Here is a 21,596-nt window from a genome sequence, read left to right as displayed (position 1 = left end):
GGGCCCCGGCCGGGGCTCAGAGCAGGGTGACGTCGGTGTCGAACAGGTCAGGGAGGTCCTCCGGGGAGGCCACCGCCACCAGCGGGCGCAGGGGCTCGCCGAAGCCGATCCGCGCGTGGCGCCCCCGCCCTTCCCCCTCGGTCTGGGTGATCCAGTCGACCAGTTCGACGGCGCGGCTGACGTCCCCGCCGGGCCGGGTCAGGGCGACCACGGTCCCCGCCACGTCACAGCCGGTGTTGAGGAGCAGGGTCGCGGAGAACACGCTCTGCGCCCACGCGCCCCGGCCCACCGGGTGCGCGCCGCCCCCGGGGGTGCGGCGGCGGGACCAGCCGGGGGCGGCCAGCCCCACGGCCCGGTCGTCGAAGGTGAGCACGAGGCTGGGCCGCTCCTGCGCGGACAGGCACTCCACCGGGTGGCCGAGCGAGGCGTCCGCCCACACCCCGACCGGGCCCCCGGCCGCCCGGACCAGGGCGTCGCGTGCCGCGTCGAGCAGGTCGGCGTCGACCTGGTCGCGGGCCTCCCCGCACGCCCACTCCGCCAGGGGGCCGGTCAGGGGCGAGTACCCCGGAAGGAGCAGCGGCCAGTCCACGGCGGCGCGCCCCCTCAGGGGCACGGGGCCGTGGGTCATGCAGACCACGGTGCGCCTGCGCCCGAGCTGGTAGGTGACGCAGGCGCCCGACCGGCGCGCGGCCAGGGCCAGGCCGAGGCTCATCGCCTTGGTCCCGGTGGTGATGTCGACGACCACCGGTGCCGCTGCCCCGCCGGACCGCTGTTCGGCGATCCACCGCCGGGCGACCCCGGTGACCGCCTCCGTGTCGGCCCCGTCCACCGGCTCCGGGGTGAAGCGCACGCGGTCGCGGTAACCGCCCTCCTTCAGCTCGGCGGCCTCGGGCCGGTCCGCGCCGGGGTTCTCGGCCGCGTGCAGCGTGCGTGCGGCGGCCTCGCGCACGCCGCTCAGGACGCTCTGCCGGGAGGGCAGGACGAGCGTGTCGGCGGGGCGGTGGGCGTGCACGGCGGTGAGGGTCCCCATGCGGCTGCCGCCCAGGGAGGTGACCAGCAGGGGGCCGTCCCCCGGTCCGGGGTGGCGTTCGGGCGGCTCCGCCCCGTCCGGAGGCGGCTCCGGCGGCACGGGCGTCCGCGCGCCACCGCCGCGACGCGGCGGGGCGCCCAGGCCCGGGAAGAACGCCTTGCGGACCTCCTCGAACGAGGTGAGCCGGGCGAGCAGGTCGTCCAGGCTCCACACGTGGACGCTGCGCGCGCTCAGCGCGGGGTTGTACGCGGTGACCCGGTCCCGCAGCCCCGGGACCGCGGGACCGGAGTGGACGAACAGCACCTGGACCGCTCCGCCGAAGACCCGGCGGGCCTTGGTCACGGTCCACCCGGCGCGGGCCACGACGTCGTCGGGGCGGGACTTGGCCTCGACGCACAGCACGCGGTGGCGGTAGCGGACGACCGCGTCGAAGTCGGCGACGGCTCCGCCGGGGTGGAGCGGGTCGGCGACCTGCCGAGGGCCGAGCACCTCCGTGCCCCGGTGGCGGCGCGTGTGCCGCAGCAGGTGGGAGAGGACCCGGCCCTCGGCGACGACGCCCCGGCGCACCGCCGGGGACATGTCGGGGAACCGCGCCAGGAGTGCCTGTTTGCCGCCCTGGACGAAGAGGCGGACGGGTTCGGGGTCGCGGTCGTCGAGCCAGCGGGCGCCGTGGATCCCGGCCAGGGTGCGCAGGTCGACGCCGTCGCCGACCACGGGGCGTCCCGGATGTGAGCCGTCCGCGGTGCGCAGGATGTCGCGCTGGGCGTCGAGGTAGTGGCGCCAGCGGGGGGCACGGGGGTGTCTGTCGGGGGGCAGCGCCCGTTCGTGGAAGAGCGCGGCGGCCACGCTCATCACCTTGGTCCCGCCGGTGTAGTCGAGGAACCAGGGTTCTCCCCCGTTGTCCCGGTGGAACGCGGCGAGGGTGTCGGTGACCGGGCCGAAGTCGTGCGGGTCGGGTCCCACGCTGGCCACCCGCACCGACGCCCGGCCGGCGAGCCGTTCCACCGCGCGGGCGACCCGGTGCGCGACGGGGAGGGTTCCGTCGCTGCCGAGCAGGAGCAGGCGGTCGGCGGGGAGGGTGAGCGAGGACAACAGGGCCGGGGTGGGGTTCTGCCCGACGAGCACGACGGCGGTTCGGGGACTGTCCACATTGTCCTTCGCACGGGGAGCGGGGGCGGTTTCGGTACGCACAAGCTACTGCCGGGTTCCGCCCTTCCTCCAGGGCGGGCGCCGGTTCGCCGCCGGGCGGTCGGGCCCCGGGGGGAGGCGGGCCGGAAGGGGTCGCTCCGGGGTCCGGCGGGGAGGCCGGGCGGTCAGGCCCCGACCCTCTCCTCGGCGGCGGGGGCCCTTCCGCGCACCGGTGAACCGCTGATCACGAAGGAGCGGCAGGCGGTCACCACGCCCTTGCCGTCGCGCACGAGATCGGAGGGGACCAGGAGGTCGCGGCGCTCGGGGTGGGCGGAGCCGACGACGGAGGACACGATGAACCACACCCCGTCCTGCGGCTCGGGCAGGTTGGCCCTGGTGCGCTCCTCGGCCATCAGCGGCACCCCGGCCACCTCCAGTCCGACGGGCACGCGCACCGCCTCGACCCTGGCCGGCGCGTCGGACCCCGGCCAGCGGCGGATGACGCGGGAGCTCTCGTCCACGACCGTCACCGCATGCGGCGTCAGGTTGACCACCGGCATCCGGCACCCTCCGTTCGTCTCGGTCCGCGGCGGCCGGCCGGCGTGCCGGGTCCGGCCGTACCGCGCACCGGTCCAAGGCCTTCACCGCAGTCTCTCGGACACACGCGCGGGGGGCGGCGGACGTGCGTACCGGGCCAACCCCGGGAAAGAAGTGGGGCCCTTGTTTCGGATGTCCATTTCATCAGCATCAGGACTGGTTTATGCAACCTGATAATCCAGCACAAGAATTGACATTTCCCTATGTGTGGCCCTATTTTGCTATACGACCTCCCGTTCACGCGGGGGTGTCACCTGAGGTCTCACGTCTCTTCCACATGTGCTTTCCCGGAGGGCTGGGAAAGCAACCGGCCCCGGAACACCCGGGGAGAAGAGTTCGTGAGCACGCACCACTGCTCCGCCTGGGAGCTGTTCGGCTCCGCCGCCTTCCTTCGCGTCTTCACGCGCGTCCTGGGGTGCGGGCCGTGCTCCGCGGACGGAACCGCGCAGGGCTGCTCGGGCCACTCCGAACAGTTCTGCGACTACGTCGACCTGTGCGCCGAGCACTGCCCGTGCCCGGTGCACGGAGCGGATCCCGACGGCGTCATCGCCGTGCGCATGCGGCGTGCCGCGCCCGGCGCCGCGGGGGTGGACCGCACCGCCGCGCACCGGCTGCGGGACGCCCTGGACGACGTGCGCCGGGACCGCTCCTACAAGAACCTGCGCCGCGTCTACCCGCAGAGCGCGCCCGACGGCCGGACCCGCTGCGCGTTCTCCGAGCGCCCGCGCCGCTGGGCGCAGCGCCGCGACGTCGCCCTGGTCGCCACGGACGTGGTCGACCAGGAGGCGCTCGCCATGCTGGTGCTCACCGCGGGCTGGGGCAACCCCGCCGCCGACCTGCCCGAGGACATCCACCCGGGCGAGACGGTCTCCTTCACGGAGGACGGCAGCGCCGTGCCGGTCGCCGACCTGCACGGCCGCACGCTCACCGCCGTCAAGGAGCCGCCCATGGTCTCGACCGCCACGGGCGACTACCTGCTGCGCAAGCTGGCCGAGCTGGCCGCCGGGCGCGACGCCGACCCGGGCCGCACCCCCGACCAGCGGCGGCGCCTCGTGCTCCGCGGCCTCCTGCCGGAACTGAACGGCGAGGACGTCGCCCGCCGGCTGACCGGCGTGCTGGGGCGGATGGCCAAAACCATGCCCCGGCACTTCGCACTGGTGCAGCAGGCGCGCGGCCGGGCCCGCAGCGCCCCCTACTCCCCCGTCCCCGACCCCGACCCGGCGGACCCGGCGGAGGACCCCTCCCGGCGGCGCGAGGTGCTGAGCGAGGCGGAGCGCTCCTGGCTGCGCCGTACCGGCCTCGCGCTGACGACGCGGGCCCAGGAGTCGCGGTCGGCCTTCGACGCCGACCCGCAGGGCGCCCTGGAGACCCTGCTGTGCCGGCTGCTCGACGAGGGGACCGACGTCCCCGCCCTGTGGGCGGGGGCCCAGGACGACCCCGACCTGCGCGCGGACCTCGTGGAGGCCCTGGCGGAGGCCATCGACAGGTAGGGCCTCCCCGGACGGCCCGGGGCCCGGACCGCTGCCGGTGCGGAGCGGGGGCGCGCCCGAGGGCCCCGGACCGCGACGGGTCCGGTCGCCGAACCGTGCTCGGGCCGGGGGCCTGCCGCGCGGCGCGCCGGAAGGGCCCCGCCGCTCAGGCTCCCCTCCCCCGGCCCGCCTCGGAGAAGCGCCTGGCCAGCGGGGGGAGCACGGGGTACTCGGCGAACTCGCGCAAGGACATCACCGCCGTCTCCTCCAGGGGCAGGCGTCCGCGCCACCGGCCGGCCAGGCACACGTCGCGCGCCTGCCCCACCTCGCGCCACCGTTCCGGGCCGGGCCCGCCGGGCAGCCGCCGCGCCGCCAGAGCGCCGTCGAAGGCGTCGAGGAACCCCCTGACCTGTTCGTCGGTGGCCCGGACGACCCCGGCGGACGGGTCCAGGTCCAGGGCGCGGGCGCGCCGGTCCACCAGGTACAGCTCCGGCGCCAGGTGCACGCTCCCCATGCCCAGCGACTTGCCCATCCCGATCTTGTGCGCGTACTCGGGGTCGGCGGGGTCCCCGCCGCCGACCGGGTTGTCGAGTAGCAGGGCCCGCAGCAGGACGCCGAGTTCTCCGTCGGTGAGGTTGGTGAAGGTGATTCGCGAGTGAAAGGTGAGGCCGTCCCGGAGGGGAACCACGTCGCGCTCGGTGTCCCGGGGCGGCTTCGCCCGGTGTCCGGGGTCCAGCACCGTCAGGTCCAGCTCCTCCTGGGCGCGCGCGTCGTGGCGGAAGGGGCGGGCGCCGCCCGCGGGGTGGCGGTGCAGGTACACCTTGTACCCGCCCAGGCGCACGTGCCCCTCGTGCGACCAGGTGACGATGTCCGGCCGGTCCCCCGACCCCGCGTCGGGCCCCTGCACCAGGTAGTTCGCGAAGCAGCCGCGCTGGGGCGAGAGCAGGCGCACCCGCAGGACCGCCCCGTCGGGGTAGTCCGGGTCGGGGTCGAAGGAGAGCGCGCTGCCGAAGGAGACGCGCCCCTTGGACGCCCCGGCCTCGCCGGCGAAGGTGTCGGTGTCGCCGAACAGCGCGCGGCACACGTCCACCGGGCGTCCCGCGCGCCCGGCGCGGTCGGGGTCGCCGTGCTGGGGCCCGAGCACGGGCCCGGGGACGGCTCGGCGAACGGGGTTGTCCTCGCTGACCGCGATGCGGTAGCCGCCCGAGCGGCCGAAGGACACCACCGCCCCGGACAGGTCGACGTCGAACCACACGGGTTCGAGGCTGCGGCGCGGCAGTCCGCCGCCGCCGGTCCCGGCCACCGGTTCGCGGGCCGGTTCGGCGCCGCCGGCCCCCAGGCCGTCGGGGAAGGCCGCCCTCTGGTAGCCGGTGACCTGTTCGGCCGACTCGAACAGCTCCACCATGGGCCCGGGCACCCGCAACCGCCCCCCGCGCAGGTCGCGGGGGCGGGGGAAGAGGTAGGCGTTGCGGCGGTCCCCCGCGGCGGCCCCCGTCAGCACGACCAGGGCCTGCACGACCCCTCCCCGGTCGGGGCCGCCCGCTCCGGCGGTCAGGGCCGCGAGGTACTCCCGCGCCTGGCGGGCCGTGGGGGCGACGGCGGCGATCCGCCGCTCCCCCGGCAGGTGGACGGCGTACACCCACCGGTGCTGGAGGCGTCCGTGCTGCTCGTGGGCGGTGGGCACGTAGGTGTTCCCGCGGGGCGGGTCGGGGAAGTCGTCGACCCCGAAGTCCCAGGTGCGCAGGCTCTCGCGCAGGACCGTGAAGGGCACCTTGAGGGCCTGGCCCGGTTCGGCCGAGACAGCGGTGCCGGGGACCTCCACGACGTACCAGCAGCCGTCCGGCGGGGAGTGGAACAGGAACCCCTGCCTGGTGCGCAGCCCCGCGCGGCGCCTGCGGTAGTCGGCGTGCTGCCGGGCCATGACCTGGCGTGCGCGGGTGGACAGGCCGCTGTCCGCGCTGCCGGGATCGATGCGCACGGGAGCGCGGAAGAACAGCATCGGCGTGTTGACCGGGCCGGTCTCGCCGCCGGTGAGCATGCGCACGGTGTTGCGGACGAGGCCGCGCAGGCTCGATCCGGGCAGGGCGGGGAGGAGGCGTTCGCCGTGGGGGAACCGGAGGGAGGAGCCGACCCGGCCGGGTTCGGGGGTCTGGCCGACGAAGGTGGGGGTGAGCGTGGTGACGGCCAGGTCGATCCACCCCGAGCGGGTTCCGTCCACCGTGCGGTCGTGGCTGCGCAGCAGGTCGTCCGTCACGTGCCCGGCGTGCAGGTCGGCCGCGGGCACGGGGGTCTCGGCGAGCGCGACCAGGCCGTAGGGCGCGGTGGCGTGGAACCGCCCGCCCCGCCCGCCCGCGGCCGCGTCCGCCGCGATGGCGGGCCCGGGGGCCGCCCCCGGCGGCGGGCACGGCCTGCCCCCGAAGCGTGAGGCGACGTCGCGGGGGTTCACCATCGGCGCTCCTCCTCGGCGATCTCGTCCCCGGTGCCCACGTCGAACTCCGGTCCTGTCGGCTTGGCGCCGGACCGCATCCCCGTGAGCCGGTGGAAGGCCACCCCCACCGCCCCCGTCCCGGGGTCGGACGCCCAGTACTCCCGCACGGTCAGCCACGTGCCGGCGCTCTCCAGGGCCGCGCCGCGCCCGCCCGGACGCGGGCGGGCGCGGCCGGTGAAGTCGGTCCACCCCACCGGCAGGGCGGCCCGGGTGCCGGAGGGCTCGCTCGTCGCCGAGAAGGGCACGTCCCCGCCGAGGGTGCGGCTGTGCGCCCGGCCGTTCCACCCCTGGAGGAGGAACGAGCGGTCGCGCGGGCGCAGCCACTCCGGGAGCGGGGCGGGGTCGTCCGCGCTGATCCACCCGTCCTCCGCCCCCTCCCCGAGCCTGATCTGGGCGCGGGGGCCGAACACCAGGACCTCCAGGACGCGCCACCGGTCGGTCGCGGGCCTCAGCGCGGGGGCCGACAGGTCGGCGGTGGACGGGTGGTCCGACCGGCGCCAGCGCCCGCCCGGGCACGCGCCGGTGATCCGTCCGTCGCCGAGTTCGGCGAGCAGCCACTGCGGGGCCTCCGGCGCTCCGGGGATCCCGTCGGTCCCGGTGTCCAGGAGGCGGCAGCGGACGCCGCGCGTGAAGACGTCGTCGAGGACGCCCTCGACCTGTCCGCCGTCCAGCCGCCGGACGGCCAGCCCCTCCGGCCTCGGGGGTGTGTGGTCCACCTGTGCTCCCTTCCGTCCCGTCGTCCGTCCCCGCCCCGTGCCCCGGCCTCACCGCTCCCCGCCTGCCCGCGCCGTCCCGCCCCCCGGCGCGAGCCGGCTCCTCAGGGCCGACACCCACCCGCGTGCGGTGGCCGCCTCCGCGCTGCCCGGGGCGAAGAGCGCCGTGAGCAGGTCCACCCGGTGCGGCGGCCCGCCGTCACCGGTCCAGGTGGTGAGGGCGGCCCGGGTCGCGGTCAGGCGTCCGTTCCCGCTCCCCGCTCCGGCCCCGAGGGTGTCGAAGGGGACCGTCACCAGTTCTCGCACGACGAGCACGAGCAGGCCGCGCACCGCGTCGTCGGGGTCGCGGACGTCCAGGACCACCTCGCCGCTGCCGCCGCAGTGCAGGTCGCTCGTGAACACCCGCCCTTCCACCGCGTCGCCGAACAGGGAGTCCACGGTCAGGCGGGTGGCGGTCAGGTGCGCGCCGCCCCTGAGATGGGGGGCCGCCCTCAGGCGCACCCGCGAGGGGCGCGGGCGCGCGCCCCCGGGCCCTGTGTCCGCCCCCCACCAGTGGGCGTGCCATTCCTGCCACCGGGCCCCCTCCGCGCCGAGGTGCTCGGCGGCGTCCCGGACCAGCCTGCCCCCGATCCTCTTGAACAGGGCGAACAGGGCGGTGTCCCCGAGCACCGGCGCGAGGCGGACGGAGGCCTTGTCGGCGTCGGACACGACCGGGCGGTGGCGGTGTGCCCGGTCCACGGTCCCGAGCCTTTCGGGAGCGGGCACGTCGCCGACCATGATCAGGCCGGGGCGGGGGCTGCGCGGCGGCGGTCCGGCGGGCTCGGGCTGCTCGGCCACGGCCAGCGTCAGGCGCAGTTCGGCGCGGTGGCGCCGGTCGGGGCGGGCGGGGCGTGCCTCCAGACGGGCTGCCGCCGCCGCCCGCCCGTGGGCGCGCAGCCGCGCGGCCAGCGCGGTGGACAGCTCGGCGGGGGCGTCCGCGAGCGCCGCGGCCCCGCGCTCCCAGCGGTCGGCCCAGGACCGGGCGTGGTAGGCGAACCAGGCGCGCTCGTCGGTGAGGTCGTGCCGCTCCGCGGTCCAGTGCGTGGCGCGGACGGCGCCGTGGCCGCGTCCGGTGCGCCCCCCGACGCGGATGCCGGGGCCCTCCCCGGAGAACCCGTCGGCGGCCAGGACCAGCAGGTCGAGCAGGAGCTCCTCGTCGGCGGGGGCGGGCACGCGCAGCCGCATGTGGGCGGTGAACACGGTGCCCGCCGGCAGCACCTCCCACTGCCACATGTGCCCCGGGCGGACGGTACCGGAGGCCGGGTCCACCCGGGTGCCGACGCGGACGGCGACGGTCGTGCCCTCGGGCAGCTCGGCGGCGGCGTCGTCGACGTCCAGGGCGCTCGCCGCGGGCGCGTCCGGCTCCCCGCCGGGCGGGGGCCCGGACTCCGGCGCCCCGAAGAGCCGGCTCACCTTGCGGGGGTCCTCGGTGCGGGCCGCGAGTTCGTGGCGAAGCAGGCCCGCCAGGGTGGTCGCGCGCAGCCGGGGCACGCCCGTGCGGGGGTCGCGGTCCACGCGCAGGTCGACGTCGCCCTCCGCGGCGTGGCGGGGCACCGCCCGGGCCGCGCCGATGTGGGTGTCGGAGAGCAGGCACAGCCGGACGGCGATCTCCCAGAGCGGCCCGGGGCGGGCGGGGCGGGTGCTCAACCGCCTCCCCCAGGATCGTGGCGGCCCTCCTGGGCGGCCCGCAGGACCACTCCGGCCTCGGACAGCCAGGAGGAGGCGAGGAGCAGTGCCAGGCGGGGAGCGGCCCGGCGCTCCCACACGCGGGCACGGGAGGAGAGCCCGCTGGGGTGGTCGCGGGGCGGCAGGCCGTCGGTGAGGGAGAGGTCGACGGCGGCGAGTGCCCGGGAGTAGGCGGGGCTGTCCGGGGGCTCGGGCCTGTTGTCGCGCCACCACGCGGCGGCCGCGCCACCGTCGGCCAGGGCTCCGAGCCAGGACTGCACGGAGACGGGACCGGGTCGGCCTGGCCGGGACAGCCGGGCCCCGGCGAGGGCGCGGACGGCGCGGTCGTGCAGGGCCTTGTGCGTGCCCGCCCGGTCGGCCCGGCCGCGCGCACGGCCGGAGACGGTGCGGCCCAGGGCGGTCAGCGCGTCCTCGGGCGTGCGGTGGGGGTGGCCCACGACCTCGCGGAGGCGTCCGAGCAGGCTGGGGGTGAGGGGGGCGAGCCCCCGGGCGGAGTCCCGGGCGAGGGAGCGTGCGTGATCGCGGACCGGACGGGAGGCGGCGTTCCACAGGAGTTCGTCGTAGAGCTCCTCGAGCCCGCCCTCCCCGCCCGTGGCGGTCGGGACCACAGGGACCGCCGAGACCGCCGGAACCGCCGGAACCGCCGGAACCGCCGGGACCGCAGAAACCACTGGGGCCTCAAGGACCTCAGGAACCTCCGGGACCGCAGGAGCCGCAGGAACCGCCCCGGTGGGCGCCGGCGGGGGCGGGACACGCGCGGGGGGCCGGACCGCGGACGGGGCCGCCGCGAGCGGGACGGCGGTCGGCGCGAGGGGGCGGGGCCCGCCCGGCGGGACCGGGAGGAGCGTGAACTGGCCGTGGCCGTCCACCACCCGTTCGCCCAGCGGGTGGGCCTCCAGGTCGCGGGCCTGGTCGGCGGTCAGGCCGCCGTCGAGTCGCAGGCGCACCACCGCACCCGGCACGGCCGCCCACCGCTGCGCCATCGGCCCTCGGTAGCCCCGGTGGTAGGCGCCGAGCAGCCCGGCCTCCACGTGGTGGGCGAGCACCCTGGCGCCGGAGCCGGGGAGGCGGCGGGCGAGGAGGTCGAGCACGGCGGGCACCAGCGCCCGCGGGCTGGACTGGCCCTCCTCGCCGACCAGCAGGGCCGGGGAGAGCAGCAGGAGGTCGAGGGGGGCGCCGGGGGGCCAGTGGCGCGTGTGCGGGTGTGCGACCCGGTCGGACGACAGCAGCCGGTGCGGGTCCGCGGGGGCCACGCTGACGCCGCCGTGGGCCCGGGTGCCGCCGGAGCCGAGGGTGAGGGTGCCGTCCGCCTCGTCGAGGACCTCGGCGACGCGCTCGGCGAGGTCGCGGAGGGAGCCGCTGTCGGCGGCGAGCAGCTGCCAGCGGGCCTCGAAGACCTGGCCGGGGTCGACGGTGGTCGCGAAGAAGGGGACCCCCTGGGACCGGTCGCCCGTGCGGGACCGTCCGAGGTACTGCTCGGCGGTGGTGCGCACGGCGGCGCGCAGGGAGCGGTCGAGGGTGACGTGGCCGCGAACGGCCCGGTAGGGGGTGGCGGGGTCGGTTCCCGCGAAGACGTCGACGGTGGTGTCGCCGTTCTTGCCCGGTGTGTAGAGGTGGGCGGGGGCCGGGTAGGCCACGAGCGCCCGCGCCGGCGCGGAGTCCGCCGGGAGGCCCGGGTCGGCCCCCGGTTCGAGGCGCGGGTAGGCGGGGGCGAAGCGGATCCGGTCGCCGCGGGCGACCCAGTCGAGCAGCTCGCGCTCGCGGCCGGCACGCCGGAGCGCGGCGGCGAGCATGCCGCGCTGGGCGCGCCCGCCGATGGAGTGCTCCGAGTCGATCCGCAGCGGGTCGAGGGAGGTGCGCACCGCCAGGGTGTCGGTGAGCACGTAGCGCAGCGGCAGGTAACCGGTGGCGGGGAGCGGGTTCACGCACCCACCCCCGCGGGCGGCGCGGTGCCCGCCGCGGGGGCGGGGCGCCGGCCGCGGGACGCGTCCTGGAGGAGGCCGGTGTTCACACACGTACCCCTTCCCGGTCCGGCCCCTTCCTCACCGGCGCGGCCAGGCGGAGCGTGACCGCGTGCGGGTCCCCGTCCGCCCCGGCCAGGCGCACGTCCACCCGGCCCCGTCCGCGCGTGGTCCTCAGCCCGATCCGGGTGGTGGCCAGGCAGGCCCGGGCCAGCAGCCGCCAGTGCGCCTCTCCGGGGGCGGTCGCCCAGGTCAGCGTCGCGGACAGGGTCGGCCCCGGCAGGAGTACCCGGTTCGTGCGCAGCCTCCCCGGCTCCGGGGCCCCGTCCGGTCCGACGGCGGTCCCCGACTCCAGGGCGGTGTACGCGTCCGTGACCGCCCGGCGCAGGACGGAGCGCAGGGGTTCGTCCCGGCCGGCCAGGGCGCGCGCGACCGCCGAGCGGACGTCCTCTCCCAGGACGGCGTGGCCCACCCGCAGCATCCGGTCCGCGCCGTGGGAGCGCCTCCGGCCGAACACCTCGTCGCACGCGGCGGCCAGCTCCGGGGCCGCCCCCAGCGCGTCGGCCGCCCCCGCGCGCAGCCTGGCCGCGAGGCGGTGGCGGGGCAGGTAGGGCAGACCGTGCTCGTCGGTGACCACGTCCGTGTCCGCGCCCGTCCCGTCCGCGCTCGCGCCGACGAACAGGGCGGGGGAGGCCAGACGCACGACGATGCGGTCCGGCGGGCTCACGTCCGCGCACCCCCCGGCGGAGCCGGGGGGTGCGGGCCGCCGGAACCCGCCCGCCCCCGCGGCCGGGGCCGGTGGGGCTCGAGCGCCGCCGCCAGCCCGGGGTCCAGGTACAGGTCCATCACCTCGACCGCGTCGAGCAGCGCGCCGGGGGTCCACTCCCGGGGGAGTCCGACGGGGCCTCCGGTCACACGGGCGCGGCGGGCGAGCTCGGGGCCGGGGTCGGCGCCCGACTCCAGCAGGGGCACGAGGGACGAGACCAGCCAGCTCCGCCGCCGGGCGTCCCCCTCCGCGAGCAGGCTGCCGGGGGCGGACGCCGACAGGTACCGGTCGAGGAAGCGGGCGAACCCGGTCCCGGTCAACGGCAGCCCGGTGCGGGGGACGGACGCCAGACGGGCGCCGTCGAGGCGGCGCAGGACCCGGTCGACGCCGTCGAACCGCGTCGTCCAGGCGACGGCGTGCTCGTCCGGCGCCCCGGGGTCGGCCTCGGCGAGCGCGACCCTGTGCTCCTTGGCCCTGCGGCACATCGCCTCGCACAGGTCGTAGCCCAGGGAGAGGGGCGCGCCGACCGGCTGGACCGCGATCCCCACCCCGACCGTGGGCACGAAGGTGGTGTGCCCGCCCCCGTCGGGGCGGCGCACGGTCCGGCCCGCGCCCGCCGGTCCGCCGTGGGCCCCGGCGAGCGCGCGGTGCAGCGCCACCCGGGGGTCGTGGGGGTCGCCGATCCGCTCGGGGTCGGCGTCGAGCCAGTCGAGCGCGTAGCGGGCCAGGCTCAGGGCCAGGCGTGCGTCGCACAGGACGGTGAGGTCGTCCCCGGCGACCACGATGGGGCGCACCGGTATCCGGACGGGGCCGGGCGGGACGTGGTGGAGGGTGACGGGCCGGGCGGCGCCGGCGCCCGGGATGACGGGGGCCCGACCGGGCTCGGCCCGCACCGTGGCGGCCACCGCGCGCACCAGGACCCGGGCCAGTCCCTCGGTGAGGCCGGCGATGCGTCCGGACAGCAGGCGCTGGGCCATCGCCCCGGAGCCGGGCACGCGGGGGTCCCCCGCGCGCTCGCGGTAGGAGCCCAGGATGATCCCGAGGCCGTTGACGTCGATGTGGACCACCGCGATCCTGCTGACCTCGCCGTGGTCGCGGCCGAGCCGGTCGACCTCCATCGGGAGCGCGAGCGCGGGCGCGCCGGTGGCGGTGGCGGCTCCGGCCAGCCAGTCCGCGCTGTGGGCGCGGTGCCAGCGGCGGCCGATCCCGCGGGCCCTGGCGACGTCGGCGGTCACCCGCTCGTGCACGTCGGGGTGGTCGTCCTGGGCCCGGCTGCTGTCCACCGTCTCGGCCGGGCCGCCGCTGACGGAGCAGACCGCGGTGATGCCGTACCCGTGGGCCGGTGTGTGCAGCGCCGACATGTGCCGTCTGGCCTCCCGCAGCCGCTGCGGGAGGACCGCCAGGGCCGCGTCGACCCCGGCGACGGGCGCGGGGGCCGCCGCGGCGCCCGGCCCGCCGTCCGCCGGCGCCCCCGGGCCCGCGGCCTCCGCCGCGCCGTAGGGGACGTGCGCGACCACGGGGGTCAGGTCGCCCGCGCGGTCGCGCAGCCGCCGCGTGTAGCGGGCCGTGAACCGGCGCGCGGCCGCGGCGTCCGGGAAGACCGCCGTGAGCGCCCCTCCCGCGTCGCGCAGGACCACGCAGCCGGGGGGAACCAGGTCGGCGATGCCGTGCTCGGCGTCGGAGGTGTCGGTCAGCTCGGCGACGAGCGCCGCCCGTCCCACCGCGTCCAGGATGCGGCGCCCGCTGTACACGTAGGCCTGGATGCCGCGCAGGTCGACGCCGACCACCACACCGCTGGGCGGCGGCCCCCCGGCGTCCGGGGCGGCGCCGGGCGGGCTGTGCGGTGCGGGAACGGGGGTCACCGTGTCGGGTCTCCTCGTCGGCGGGTGCGGGGAAGGGCGCGGGGAGGGGAGGGCGCGGGCCGCGCGGGGCCGCCTCCCGGGGACTCCTCTCGGACGGTGCCCGCCTTCCACCGGCCGTGAGAGACCACGGTTACCACCCGGGCCCGGGGGCCGCTCCTCCGGGGGCGGTCGACGCCGGGGCTCGACCGCGTGGTGGTGCCGGACCCGGGGACCGCCCCTCCGGGGGCCGTCGGCCCGCCCGGGACCGGGGCTCTGTCCGAGAGAGCTGGGTGCACCGCCCTTCCCCGGCACGGAGGTCTCCCCATGGCACCGCACACGTCCGAGACGATCGCCCTGCGCGGCCGCGACCCGCACGCCCCTTCCGCGGACGCGCCCGAGCTCGTCCCCCGCGAGCTCGTGCCGCACCTGCGGGGGCTGGCCCGCGCGCTCCGGGACCGGGACACCGGGCGGACGGCGCCGGAGGGAGGGGCCCCGCACACCTGAGTCGGCGCGGGGCCGGACGGCGCCGCGGACCGTGCCGCTGCCCGGCCGGGCAGCGGCCCCGGCGCCTGCGGGAGCGGCCTCCGGCACACGCGACCGGCAGGGGCACGGGGGAAGGGGCGCCGGCACACGCGAACGCCGGGGACACGGCGGGGAGGGGGCGCCGGCTCCCACCCCCGTCCACGGGGTGGGAGCCGGCGCGGCCGGACCTGGTCGGGCACCGGTCCCCGCCCGCCGTCCTCGGGCGGGAACCGGCGGTCTGGGGGTCAGTCGAACAGCGTGCCGCCGAACTCCTCGGCCTCGGCGACGGCGCGGACGTGGGCGTCCCCCACCCGCTGGGGGGTGCGCCGGGCCACCCGGTTCGGCATCCTGCGCGCGCGGGACACAGGCGCCTCCGCGAACGGCCGGCCGCAGGTGACCGTGTCCACGCGCACGGAGCCGAAGCCCTGGGCGGTGTACTTGCCGACACCGGCGAGTTCGAGGAGTTCGAGGAGCGCGGCGAAGGCGTCGGCGTGGCGCCGGTCGCCGCCGGCCATCTCCAGTCTGAAGCCGCCGTGCCAGCCCAGGACGGTGCGGTTCTCGGCGTGGTGGTGCTCCGCCAGCCGCACCTCCTCCCCCGGCAGGGGCGTGCGGCGCACCTGGGCCATGCCGCCCAGGACGAGTTCGAGCCAGTTCTCGGCGAGGGCGGGCGGCGCGAACCGCGCCACGGCGCCGACGGCCCCGCTGCCTCCGACGATCCCGCCGCCCGAGCGGTGCACGGCTCCGAAGAGCCGCCGCGGGCTGGGCCAGATGTGCGGTATGCGCTCGCCCGTGGCGTCGCGGGTGGTCATGACGACGGGGGTCCGGCTGCGCACCTCGGCGGCGCGCACCGCCGACGGGCCCCGCGGCTCGACGAGCATCTGGGCGTAGGTGCGCTCGTGCGTGCGCGTCACCGAGAGGGGCACCAGCAGGTGGTCGCCGATCCGCTGCGGGTCGCCGACCAGGTCCTCCGGGTCCAGGGAGGGCGGCACCTCGTCGTCGAGCCAGGTCAGGGTCCAGTGGTACAGGCGGTCGCCCAGGGGGCGAGGCCACCCGTTCATGGACCACCGCTTGGCCGCCGCGTGCTCCTCCGGGGGCTGCGGCCACCACCGGTTGAGGAGGCCGTGGCAGTCCTCGGGCCGGATCGGCCGCGCCGTGTCCGACAGGTCACGCAGGATCACGGTCCACCGTCTCGGCACGGGCACCACCCCTTCGCGTGGTCGTGACGGCGTCCGGTGCGCGCCGTCCTCGGTTCACCGAGGACTTCTCTCGGACAGTCGCGGGCCGGGCCCGCTCCCGGTCCCCGACCATCTCCACCAGGCGCAGCACGGTCCGCCAGTTGCGGCTCGTGACCGTCCCGTCGACGTGCCGGACCACGAGGTCCGGCAGTACGGCGGACCTGATCCCGTCCTCGTGCCAGGTGTAGACCTGGTCGCCCACCAGCGCCATGCGCTCCCCGGGGTGGCGGGAGGGGTCGATCCCGTTCAGCGCGTCCGCGTCCACCGCGCCGGCGCAGAAGAGGACGAGGAACCCGGAGGGGTCGGGGACGTCGAACGGGTTCGCCTCCACCGCGGCGCGCATCCCGGCCGCGGTCCGCACCACCGTGGGGACGTCGTGCCCGAGCACGTCCCTGATGCCGTTCCGCACCGTCTCGGCCACCTCCGCGGGGTCGGCGTCCCCTCCCCCGAAGACGGCGTTCCCGCTCTGCGCGTAGGTGGCGACGCCGGTGTACCCGAGGTCCTCCAGCAGGGCGCGCAGGTCGGCCATGGCGATGCGGCGGTGACCGCCGACGTTGATCCCGCGCAGCAGTGCGACGTACTCGGTCATGGTGTCCAGCCTGCCGCCGCCGGTGCGCCGCCGCAAGCGCGGTCCCGTCCGCCGCCCGTGGTCCGGGGAGGGCGGACCGCGCGCCGCCCCGGCGGACCGGCCGGCGCCTCCCGTGCCCCGGCGGGCGCTCCGGGTGCGTACGCTGGCAGGCGTACGCGACGCGCCCCGCCGACCGCCCACGACACCGGAGACGCCGTGCCCCGCCTGAGCCACACCTTCGACATCACCGCAGTGGACCGGGAGGTGGTCGGGCGGATCGTCTCCGCCCTGCACGAGGTCGCCCGGGGCTGCCGGTTCGACGGCCGGGGATGGCTGCTCCCCCCCGACCCGGAGTCGTGGGAGCGCCTGGTGGCGCGGGCGGACGAGCTGGGGCTGGTCGACCGGGAGTCGGCCGAGGAGCTGCGCGAGGAGCGGCGCGACGCCGCCGCGCGGTTGCGCGAGGGCTCCCCCCGGACGGAGGCGGAGGCCGACGAACTGGAGGTGACCGCCGCGGAGCTCGCCCTCCAGTTGCAGACCGGGCGGCACCTCGCGCCCCGGAGCCACTACCTCGTGGCCGAGCTCTCCCCCGAGGGCGTGCCCGTCGAACCCGCCGACGACGAGGAGAAGGGGTGGAGCGGTACCGGGCTGACCGTCACCGCCTGGGACGAGACGGGCACCTCCTCCGTGGACTTCAGCATGCCCGACGCGGTCGGCGGAACCGAACCGCCGGTCACCTGGGGGACCGTCACCCACGACGCGCCCGCGGGCCTGCTGACCTGGGCCGCCGAGGTGAAGCTGCCGGGGAGGGGCGCCTGGCTGCGGTCCGCGTCGGGAGAGTTCCGGTTCTCCACCGGTGACTGGTACTCGGCGGTCTCCGGCCGGGGCGGCGGCCGTCCGGCCCGCCTGCGCGCCCGCCACGCCGTCGCCGAGGTCGACGCCTGGCTGGCGCCGACCGCCGGGGCGGACGGCCGCTGGTCGGTGGAGGCGGTGCTGGACGTGCGCGGCAAGGGGGTCTTCCGACCGGTGGTGTCGGCGGCCGTGTGGGCGGCCGTCTCCTCGTTCCGGCGGGCGGAACGGCGCGCCGCCAGGCTGGGGACGGGCGAGCCGACCACCCGGCAGCGGCTCGACCGGACGGCCCTCGCCTGGGACCGGATCGCGCGCAACGCGCCCCGCCTGCCGGAGCTGCTGCACGACCTGGCCGCGGCCCTGGCCGCCGCGGGCCCCCGGGGAGGCTCCCGCTGACCCGCGGGCCGCTCAGCCCTGGTCGGCGCCCCAGCCGGTCAGGGAGCGCACGCGGAGTTCGGTGAACCTGGCGGTGTTGCGTTCGGCCGAGAGCAGGCTGCCCACGATCGCGCACGCGAAGCCGATCGGCACCGCGACCAGGGCCGGGTTCTCCATGGGGAAGACCTGGACGTCGATCCCCGCGGGCAGCACGGAGAGGTTCTCGCCGGTCACCGGGTCGGTCCTGCCGGACATGACCGGGGACAGGAGCATGAGCAGCAGTGTGGCCGACAGTCCGCCGTAGACCCCCCACTCCACGCCCCGGGTGTTGAAGCGCCGCCAGAACAGGGTGAGCACGATGACCGGGAGGTTGGCGGCGGCCGCGATCGCGAAGGCCAGCCCCACCAGGAAGGCCACGTTCTGGTCCTGGGCCTGGACGGCGAGCACGATGGCGACCCCGCCGACCAGGCAGGCGGAGAGGCGCGCCACCCCCACCTCCTGCGTCTCCTTGGGCCTCCCCCACATGAGGACGTGGCCGAACAGGTCGTGCGCGATGGAGGACGAGGAGGCGAGGGTGAGGCTCGCGATGACGGCGAGGATGGTGGCCAGCGCCACGGCGGAGATCAGGGCGAGGAGCACGGCGGCGCCGACGGGGCCCGCGGTCAGCCGTCCCACCTCCTCGGCGAGCATCGGCACGGCGGTGTTGCCGGACGGGTCGAGGGCGAGGATGCGGTCGGTGCCCACGAGGGCGGCGGCGCCGAACCCCAGCGCGAGCGTCATGAGGTAGAAGACGCCGACCATGACGATGGTGCGGTGCACGGAGGCCCGCGCGGAGCGGCCGTCGGGGACGGTGTAGAAGCGGATGAGGATGTGCGGCAGCGCGACGGTGCCGAGCACCAGCGCGAGTCCGAGGCTGATCAGGTCGAGTTTGTTGAACAGGGTCCGGGCCGGGTCGCCCGGCACCTCCACCCCGAGGCGCAGACCGGGTTCGAGGAACGCCTGCCCGTGCCCGCTGGCCTCGGCCGCCCCGCCGAGAAGGGCGCGCGGGTCGAAGGAGAACAGGGCGAGCACGAGGGCCGTGAGCAGGCCGGTTGCGCCCAGCAGGGCGACCGCCTTGATGATCTGGAGCCAGGTGGCGGCCTTCATCCCCCCGTACACGACGTAGGCGATCATGAGCACTCCGACGAGCACGATCGCCCCGGTGCGCGCCTGCCCGGCGTCCATCCCCAGGAAGGTCCCGCCGTCGTGCAGTCCGAGCAGGACGGCGACCAGGGCCCCCGCGCCGACCATCTGGGCGACGAGGTAGAACACGCACACGGTGACGGTGGAGACGGCGCAGGCCAGGCGCACCCGCATCCGGCGCATGCGGAAGGCGGGCAGGTCGGCCATGGTGAAGCGGCCGGTGTTGCGCATCAGCTGGGCCATGGGCAGCACCAGGAGCCAGGCCACCAGGAAGCCGATGGAGTACAGGAACCCGTCGTAGCCCTGGAGGGCGATCATCCCGGCGATGCCCAGGAAGGACGCGGCCGACAGGTAGTCGCCGGTCAGGGCCAGCCCGTTCTGCGTGCTGGAGAACCCGCGCCCGCCCGCGTAGAAGTCGACCGCGCCCCGGGTGGTGCGCCTGGCGCGGACGGCGACGGCGAGGGTGACCAGGACGAAGAGGGCGCACAGGCCGATCGTCCACGCGTGGGCGATGCCGAACTGGCCCTCCAGCACGCCCCCCGGCACGACCGCGGTGCCGTCGGCGAGGGCCTGTGCGCGGACGGCGCCGTCCCCCGTGACGGCGCCGACCGCGGCTCCCGCGGAGGGGTCGGCCGCGGCGGGCATCAGCGCACCGCCGCGGCGTCGGCGCGGGCCCGGTCGCGGATCTCCTGCGCCAGCGGGTCGAGGGAGCGGTCGGAGAAACGGCTGAACACCCAGGCGAGCACGAACGTGAGAAGGAACTGACCGATTCCCATGACCAGTGCCACGTTGACCGAATCCACGATCTCGATGCTCATGAAATCGCGCGCGTACGCGGACAGGAGCAGATAGGACAGGTAACCGAGAAGGAATGACGACACCAGCAGGACCGCCTGGAGCGTGAATCCCCTTCGGAGTTTCACGAAGCCCGGATCGACCGACATGCGCTCGCACGCGTGCGCCGCTTCCGCGCGCGCACGGCGCCGATCCGCCTCCGACCTGCCCTCACGGTCGCCGAAGTCCTCCCCCCGGTCCCCGACACGTCCCCGGTACGCGCCCTCCATGTACTCGACCACGGCGCTCCCCCCGTTCCTCGACCGCGCCCGCTCCCCGCGGGACCCGCCATTCGCCGGTGCGCACCCCGCGTGCTCCCCCCACCGGTTTTCCGGGACGGCTCCGCCCGCTGGGCGGCCCGCTCCGGATCGGCAACACACTAGCCACGCGCACCACTCCGCGTTCACCGAATTCGCACATCCACTTCCCGGAATTCCGGCGCGCCGGCACGAGAAATCGGACGAAGAAGAGAGAAGTCGATCACCCGGCCCCATATCGCCCCGGAGCCATTTCCCGGGTCGCGGCGGCGGCGCCCGAACCGCCCCCGGCCCCGCGCGACCGGGATCACAGCCCCTCCCGCACCACGCGGACCCGCTGGTCACCGGGGGCACTCGCGCCACACGTTGACGCATATGTCGCCGGTCTTCGCTAGGCTTCGGGGCGACCCCGAACCCATGACGGAACCCCGGCGTTCAGCCGGTTTCCGCGTTCGTACAGGTGTATGATTAAGGGGTCCGCACATTCACGCGATACCGAAGGGAAATCCCCGCCGTGGTCACCGAGGTCTTCACGCGCAAGTACTGCGATCCCCACGCCGTCCGCGAGGAGAAGGTCGAGGCGAGTGAGGTCATCCAGTTCGCCTGGGACGGCGCCGTCCGTGAGGTCGACGCCTGCGGCGAGTGCTTCAAGGAGCACGAAGCCCGCCTGGAGCCCCTCGTCGACTACTCGCGTCCGGTGAAGAAGCGCCGCGTCACCAAGAAGTCCTCCCCCGCCTCCACCGAGGATTCCGGGAACGGCGACGACGCCGCGGACAGCGACAGCGAGTAGCAGCAGGAGACCTCCGGGGAACGGTCCTCCCGTGCCCCAGGAGACACCTCATCGCGTCAACCGCGAGCGGGGGCGGCGACACCCCCGGTGGTCGCCGCCCCCGCGTCCTCGCGGCCCCGCGGACACGCGGGCCGCGCGCGGCCGGCGCCCGCCGGACCGCTCAGCCCTGCCCCATCAGCCGGGCGAGCCTGCCTCCGTGCCGCGCGGCCCCGCCCGATCCCCCCTGCAGCGCCTCGGCGACCGGGACCCTGGCCTGCACGTACGGGCCGCCCTCCCCGTGGCCCCGCACGGAGGCGCCCAGGCGCCGCATGATCCGCATCATCCCCGCGTTGGCCAGCGCGGTCTCCGCCCGCACCTCGGCCAGGCCCCAGTCCGCGGCGATCACGGTCAGCTCGCGGGCCAGGGCGGTGCCCACCCCGCGCCCCTGCCAGGCGTCCTCCACCAGGAAGGCGATCTCGCCGACCCCCGGGTCGAGGGTGTACATCAGGTGGCCCAGGGCCACCGGGTCCTTCCCGCCCCGGGGGCGCACCGCCAGGGTGAGCCCGCGCCCGGGGTCGCAGAACACCCTCAGCATGTACGGGCTCAGCTCCGCCATCCCCGCGAAGTAGCGGCTGCGCACGGTCTCCGCCGAGCAGCGCCGGTGGAGGCCGCTCAGCGCGGGCGCGTCGGCCTCGCGCACCTGGCGCAGGGACAGCTCCTCGCCCCCGGCGGTACGGACGGTCCGGTCGGTGGGCACCGGCCCGGTCGAGGGCATCACCGAGCGCACCAGCGCCTCGGCCCGGCTCGACTCCGTCCAGGTGAAGGCGTGCGACCGCCGCCGGACGAGGACCCCGCGGAGCGGTCCGACGGGCACCAGCATGGCGGTGCCCGCCGGATCGGCGGCCTCCTCGACACGGGTCAGGTTGGTCCAGTGGGCCCCGTCCGCCGACAGGAGTTCGGCCAGGGCGTCGGGGAGCCGGTTGGGGTGCGACCGCAGCCTCGCGGTGAGCAGCAGCGCCCGGGTGACGTCGTCCCCGACCTCGCGCCTCTGGGCGGGGACGGCCGTGACCGTGCCGGTGGGGCAGTGCTCGCCGAGCGCCCGGACGGCGACGGCGTGGTCGCCGGGGATGTCGACGACGAACTCGTCGACCACCCCGGACACGTCCGTGTGGATGGAGAGTCCGACGATGTCCCCGCCGCATCGCGCGAGGGCGCCGACGACCCCGGCGAGCCCGCCCGGCCGGTCCTCGACAGCCGTCCTGATCCGCCAAAGGCTCACTGCGGCCCTCC

The 21,596-nt window shown here is 76.8% G+C and carries 17 protein-coding genes; 4 read left to right on the top strand and 13 right to left on the bottom strand.

Annotated features, from left to right (window positions below):
• Positions 1 to 16 precede the first annotated feature (16 nt).
• Positions 17 to 2,179 (bottom strand): CRISPR-associated protein, encoded by a 2,163-nt coding sequence (locus OUQ99_RS09270; RefSeq protein WP_267949014.1) that lies wholly within the window; start codon positions 2,177 to 2,179, stop codon positions 17 to 19.
• 164 nt (positions 2,180 to 2,343) lie between these two features.
• Positions 2,344 to 2,718: a hypothetical protein gene (locus OUQ99_RS09265; protein ID WP_267949013.1), complete on the bottom strand. Its 375-nt coding sequence runs from the start codon at positions 2,716 to 2,718 to the stop codon at positions 2,344 to 2,346.
• Between the two features lie 375 nt (positions 2,719 to 3,093).
• On the opposite strand from OUQ99_RS09265, the gene OUQ99_RS09260 reads away from it, so the two are divergent.
• The gene (locus tag OUQ99_RS09260; RefSeq protein ID WP_267949012.1) at positions 3,094 to 4,245 is read left to right on the top strand and encodes a hypothetical protein; all 1,152 of its coding nucleotides are present in this window, start codon (positions 3,094 to 3,096) and stop codon (positions 4,243 to 4,245) included.
• 145 nt (positions 4,246 to 4,390) lie between these two features.
• Here OUQ99_RS09260 and OUQ99_RS09255 read toward each other — a convergent pair whose 3' ends face one another.
• From OUQ99_RS09255 to OUQ99_RS09230, 6 genes are all read right to left on the bottom strand, one after another.
• Positions 4,391 to 6,673: a TIGR03986 family type III CRISPR-associated RAMP protein gene (locus OUQ99_RS09255; protein WP_267949011.1), complete on the bottom strand. Its 2,283-nt coding sequence runs from the start codon at positions 6,671 to 6,673 to the stop codon at positions 4,391 to 4,393.
• A complete protein-coding gene (locus OUQ99_RS09250) occupies positions 6,667 to 7,428 on the bottom strand; it encodes a hypothetical protein (protein ID WP_267949010.1) in 762 nt (253 codons plus the stop codon). Before OUQ99_RS09250 ends, OUQ99_RS09255 begins: the two co-directional genes overlap by 7 nt.
• Positions 7,429 to 7,476: 48 nt before the next feature.
• On the bottom strand, positions 7,477 to 9,111 hold the full coding sequence (locus tag OUQ99_RS09245) for an RAMP superfamily CRISPR-associated protein (protein WP_267949009.1): 1,635 nt from the start codon (positions 9,109 to 9,111) through the stop codon (positions 7,477 to 7,479).
• Positions 9,108 to 11,075, bottom strand: a complete 1,968-nt coding sequence (locus OUQ99_RS09240) for a hypothetical protein (RefSeq protein ID WP_267949008.1) — start codon at positions 11,073 to 11,075, stop codon at positions 9,108 to 9,110. Before OUQ99_RS09240 ends, OUQ99_RS09245 begins: the two co-directional genes overlap by 4 nt.
• An 82-nt stretch (positions 11,076 to 11,157) precedes the next feature.
• The gene (locus tag OUQ99_RS09235; protein WP_267949007.1) at positions 11,158 to 11,838 is read right to left on the bottom strand and encodes a hypothetical protein; all 681 of its coding nucleotides are present in this window, start codon (positions 11,836 to 11,838) and stop codon (positions 11,158 to 11,160) included.
• Complete coding sequence (locus OUQ99_RS09230) at positions 11,835 to 13,739, bottom strand: hypothetical protein (RefSeq protein ID WP_431061493.1); 1,905 nt, start codon at positions 13,737 to 13,739, stop codon at positions 11,835 to 11,837. Before OUQ99_RS09230 ends, OUQ99_RS09235 begins: the two co-directional genes overlap by 4 nt.
• 303 nt (positions 13,740 to 14,042) lie before the next feature.
• Between OUQ99_RS09230 and OUQ99_RS09225 the strand changes: the two genes are divergently transcribed.
• The gene (locus OUQ99_RS09225; protein WP_267949006.1) at positions 14,043 to 14,222 is read left to right on the top strand and encodes a hypothetical protein; all 180 of its coding nucleotides are present in this window, start codon (positions 14,043 to 14,045) and stop codon (positions 14,220 to 14,222) included.
• A 263-nt stretch (positions 14,223 to 14,485) separates the two neighbouring features.
• Here the strand turns inward: OUQ99_RS09225 and cas6 are convergent, their stop codons facing one another.
• Positions 14,486 to 15,445, bottom strand: coding sequence for a CRISPR system precrRNA processing endoribonuclease RAMP protein Cas6 (cas6, locus tag OUQ99_RS09220; RefSeq protein WP_267949005.1), 960 nt, complete (start codon positions 15,443 to 15,445; stop codon positions 14,486 to 14,488).
• Positions 15,405 to 16,064, bottom strand: a complete 660-nt coding sequence (locus OUQ99_RS09215) for a DUF1697 domain-containing protein (protein ID WP_267949004.1) — start codon at positions 16,062 to 16,064, stop codon at positions 15,405 to 15,407. Before OUQ99_RS09215 ends, cas6 begins: the two co-directional genes overlap by 41 nt.
• Positions 16,065 to 16,259: 195 nt before the next feature.
• On the opposite strand from OUQ99_RS09215, the gene OUQ99_RS09210 reads away from it, so the two are divergent.
• A complete protein-coding gene (locus OUQ99_RS09210) occupies positions 16,260 to 17,285 on the top strand; it encodes a hypothetical protein (protein WP_267949003.1) in 1,026 nt (341 codons plus the stop codon).
• A 12-nt stretch (positions 17,286 to 17,297) separates the two neighbouring features.
• Here OUQ99_RS09210 and OUQ99_RS09205 read toward each other — a convergent pair whose 3' ends face one another.
• Entirely contained in the window at positions 17,298 to 19,091 is a 1,794-nt protein-coding gene (locus OUQ99_RS09205) for a solute symporter family protein (protein ID WP_267949002.1), read from the bottom strand.
• A complete protein-coding gene (locus OUQ99_RS09200; RefSeq protein WP_267949001.1) occupies positions 19,091 to 19,522 on the bottom strand; it encodes a DUF485 domain-containing protein in 432 nt (143 codons plus the stop codon). Before OUQ99_RS09200 ends, OUQ99_RS09205 begins: the two co-directional genes overlap by 1 nt.
• Before the next feature lie 529 nt (positions 19,523 to 20,051).
• On the opposite strand from OUQ99_RS09200, the gene OUQ99_RS09195 reads away from it, so the two are divergent.
• On the top strand, positions 20,052 to 20,327 hold the full coding sequence (locus OUQ99_RS09195; protein WP_267949000.1) for a hypothetical protein: 276 nt from the start codon (positions 20,052 to 20,054) through the stop codon (positions 20,325 to 20,327).
• Between the two features lie 160 nt (positions 20,328 to 20,487).
• On the opposite strand, the gene OUQ99_RS09190 is transcribed toward OUQ99_RS09195, so the two are convergent.
• Positions 20,488 to 21,585, bottom strand: a complete 1,098-nt coding sequence (locus OUQ99_RS09190; protein WP_267948999.1) for a GNAT family N-acetyltransferase — start codon at positions 21,583 to 21,585, stop codon at positions 20,488 to 20,490.
• Positions 21,586 to 21,596 lie beyond the last annotated feature (11 nt).

The organism is Streptomonospora nanhaiensis (genome assembly GCF_026642255.1).
Classification (GTDB): domain Bacteria; phylum Actinomycetota; class Actinomycetes; order Streptosporangiales; family Streptosporangiaceae; genus Nocardiopsis; species Nocardiopsis tropica.
This window is presented reverse-complemented; position numbering and strand designations above follow the sequence as displayed.

What these genes read in the sequence shown, in the direction of transcription:
- OUQ99_RS09265 (WP_267949013.1), bottom strand. Translation starts at nt 2,718, where the DNA reads ATGCCGGTGGTCAACCTGACGCCGCATGCGGTGACGGTCGTGGACGAG.
- OUQ99_RS09205 (WP_267949002.1), bottom strand. Translation starts at nt 19,091, where the DNA reads ATGCCCGCCGCGGCCGACCCCTCCGCGGGAGCCGCGGTCGGCGCCGTC.
- OUQ99_RS09255 (WP_267949011.1), bottom strand. Translation starts at nt 6,673, where the DNA reads ATGGTGAACCCCCGCGACGTCGCCTCACGCTTCGGGGGCAGGCCGTGC.
- OUQ99_RS09225 (WP_267949006.1), top strand. Translation starts at nt 14,043, where the DNA reads ATGGCACCGCACACGTCCGAGACGATCGCCCTGCGCGGCCGCGACCCG.
- OUQ99_RS09215 (WP_267949004.1), bottom strand. Translation starts at nt 16,064, where the DNA reads ATGACCGAGTACGTCGCACTGCTGCGCGGGATCAACGTCGGCGGTCAC.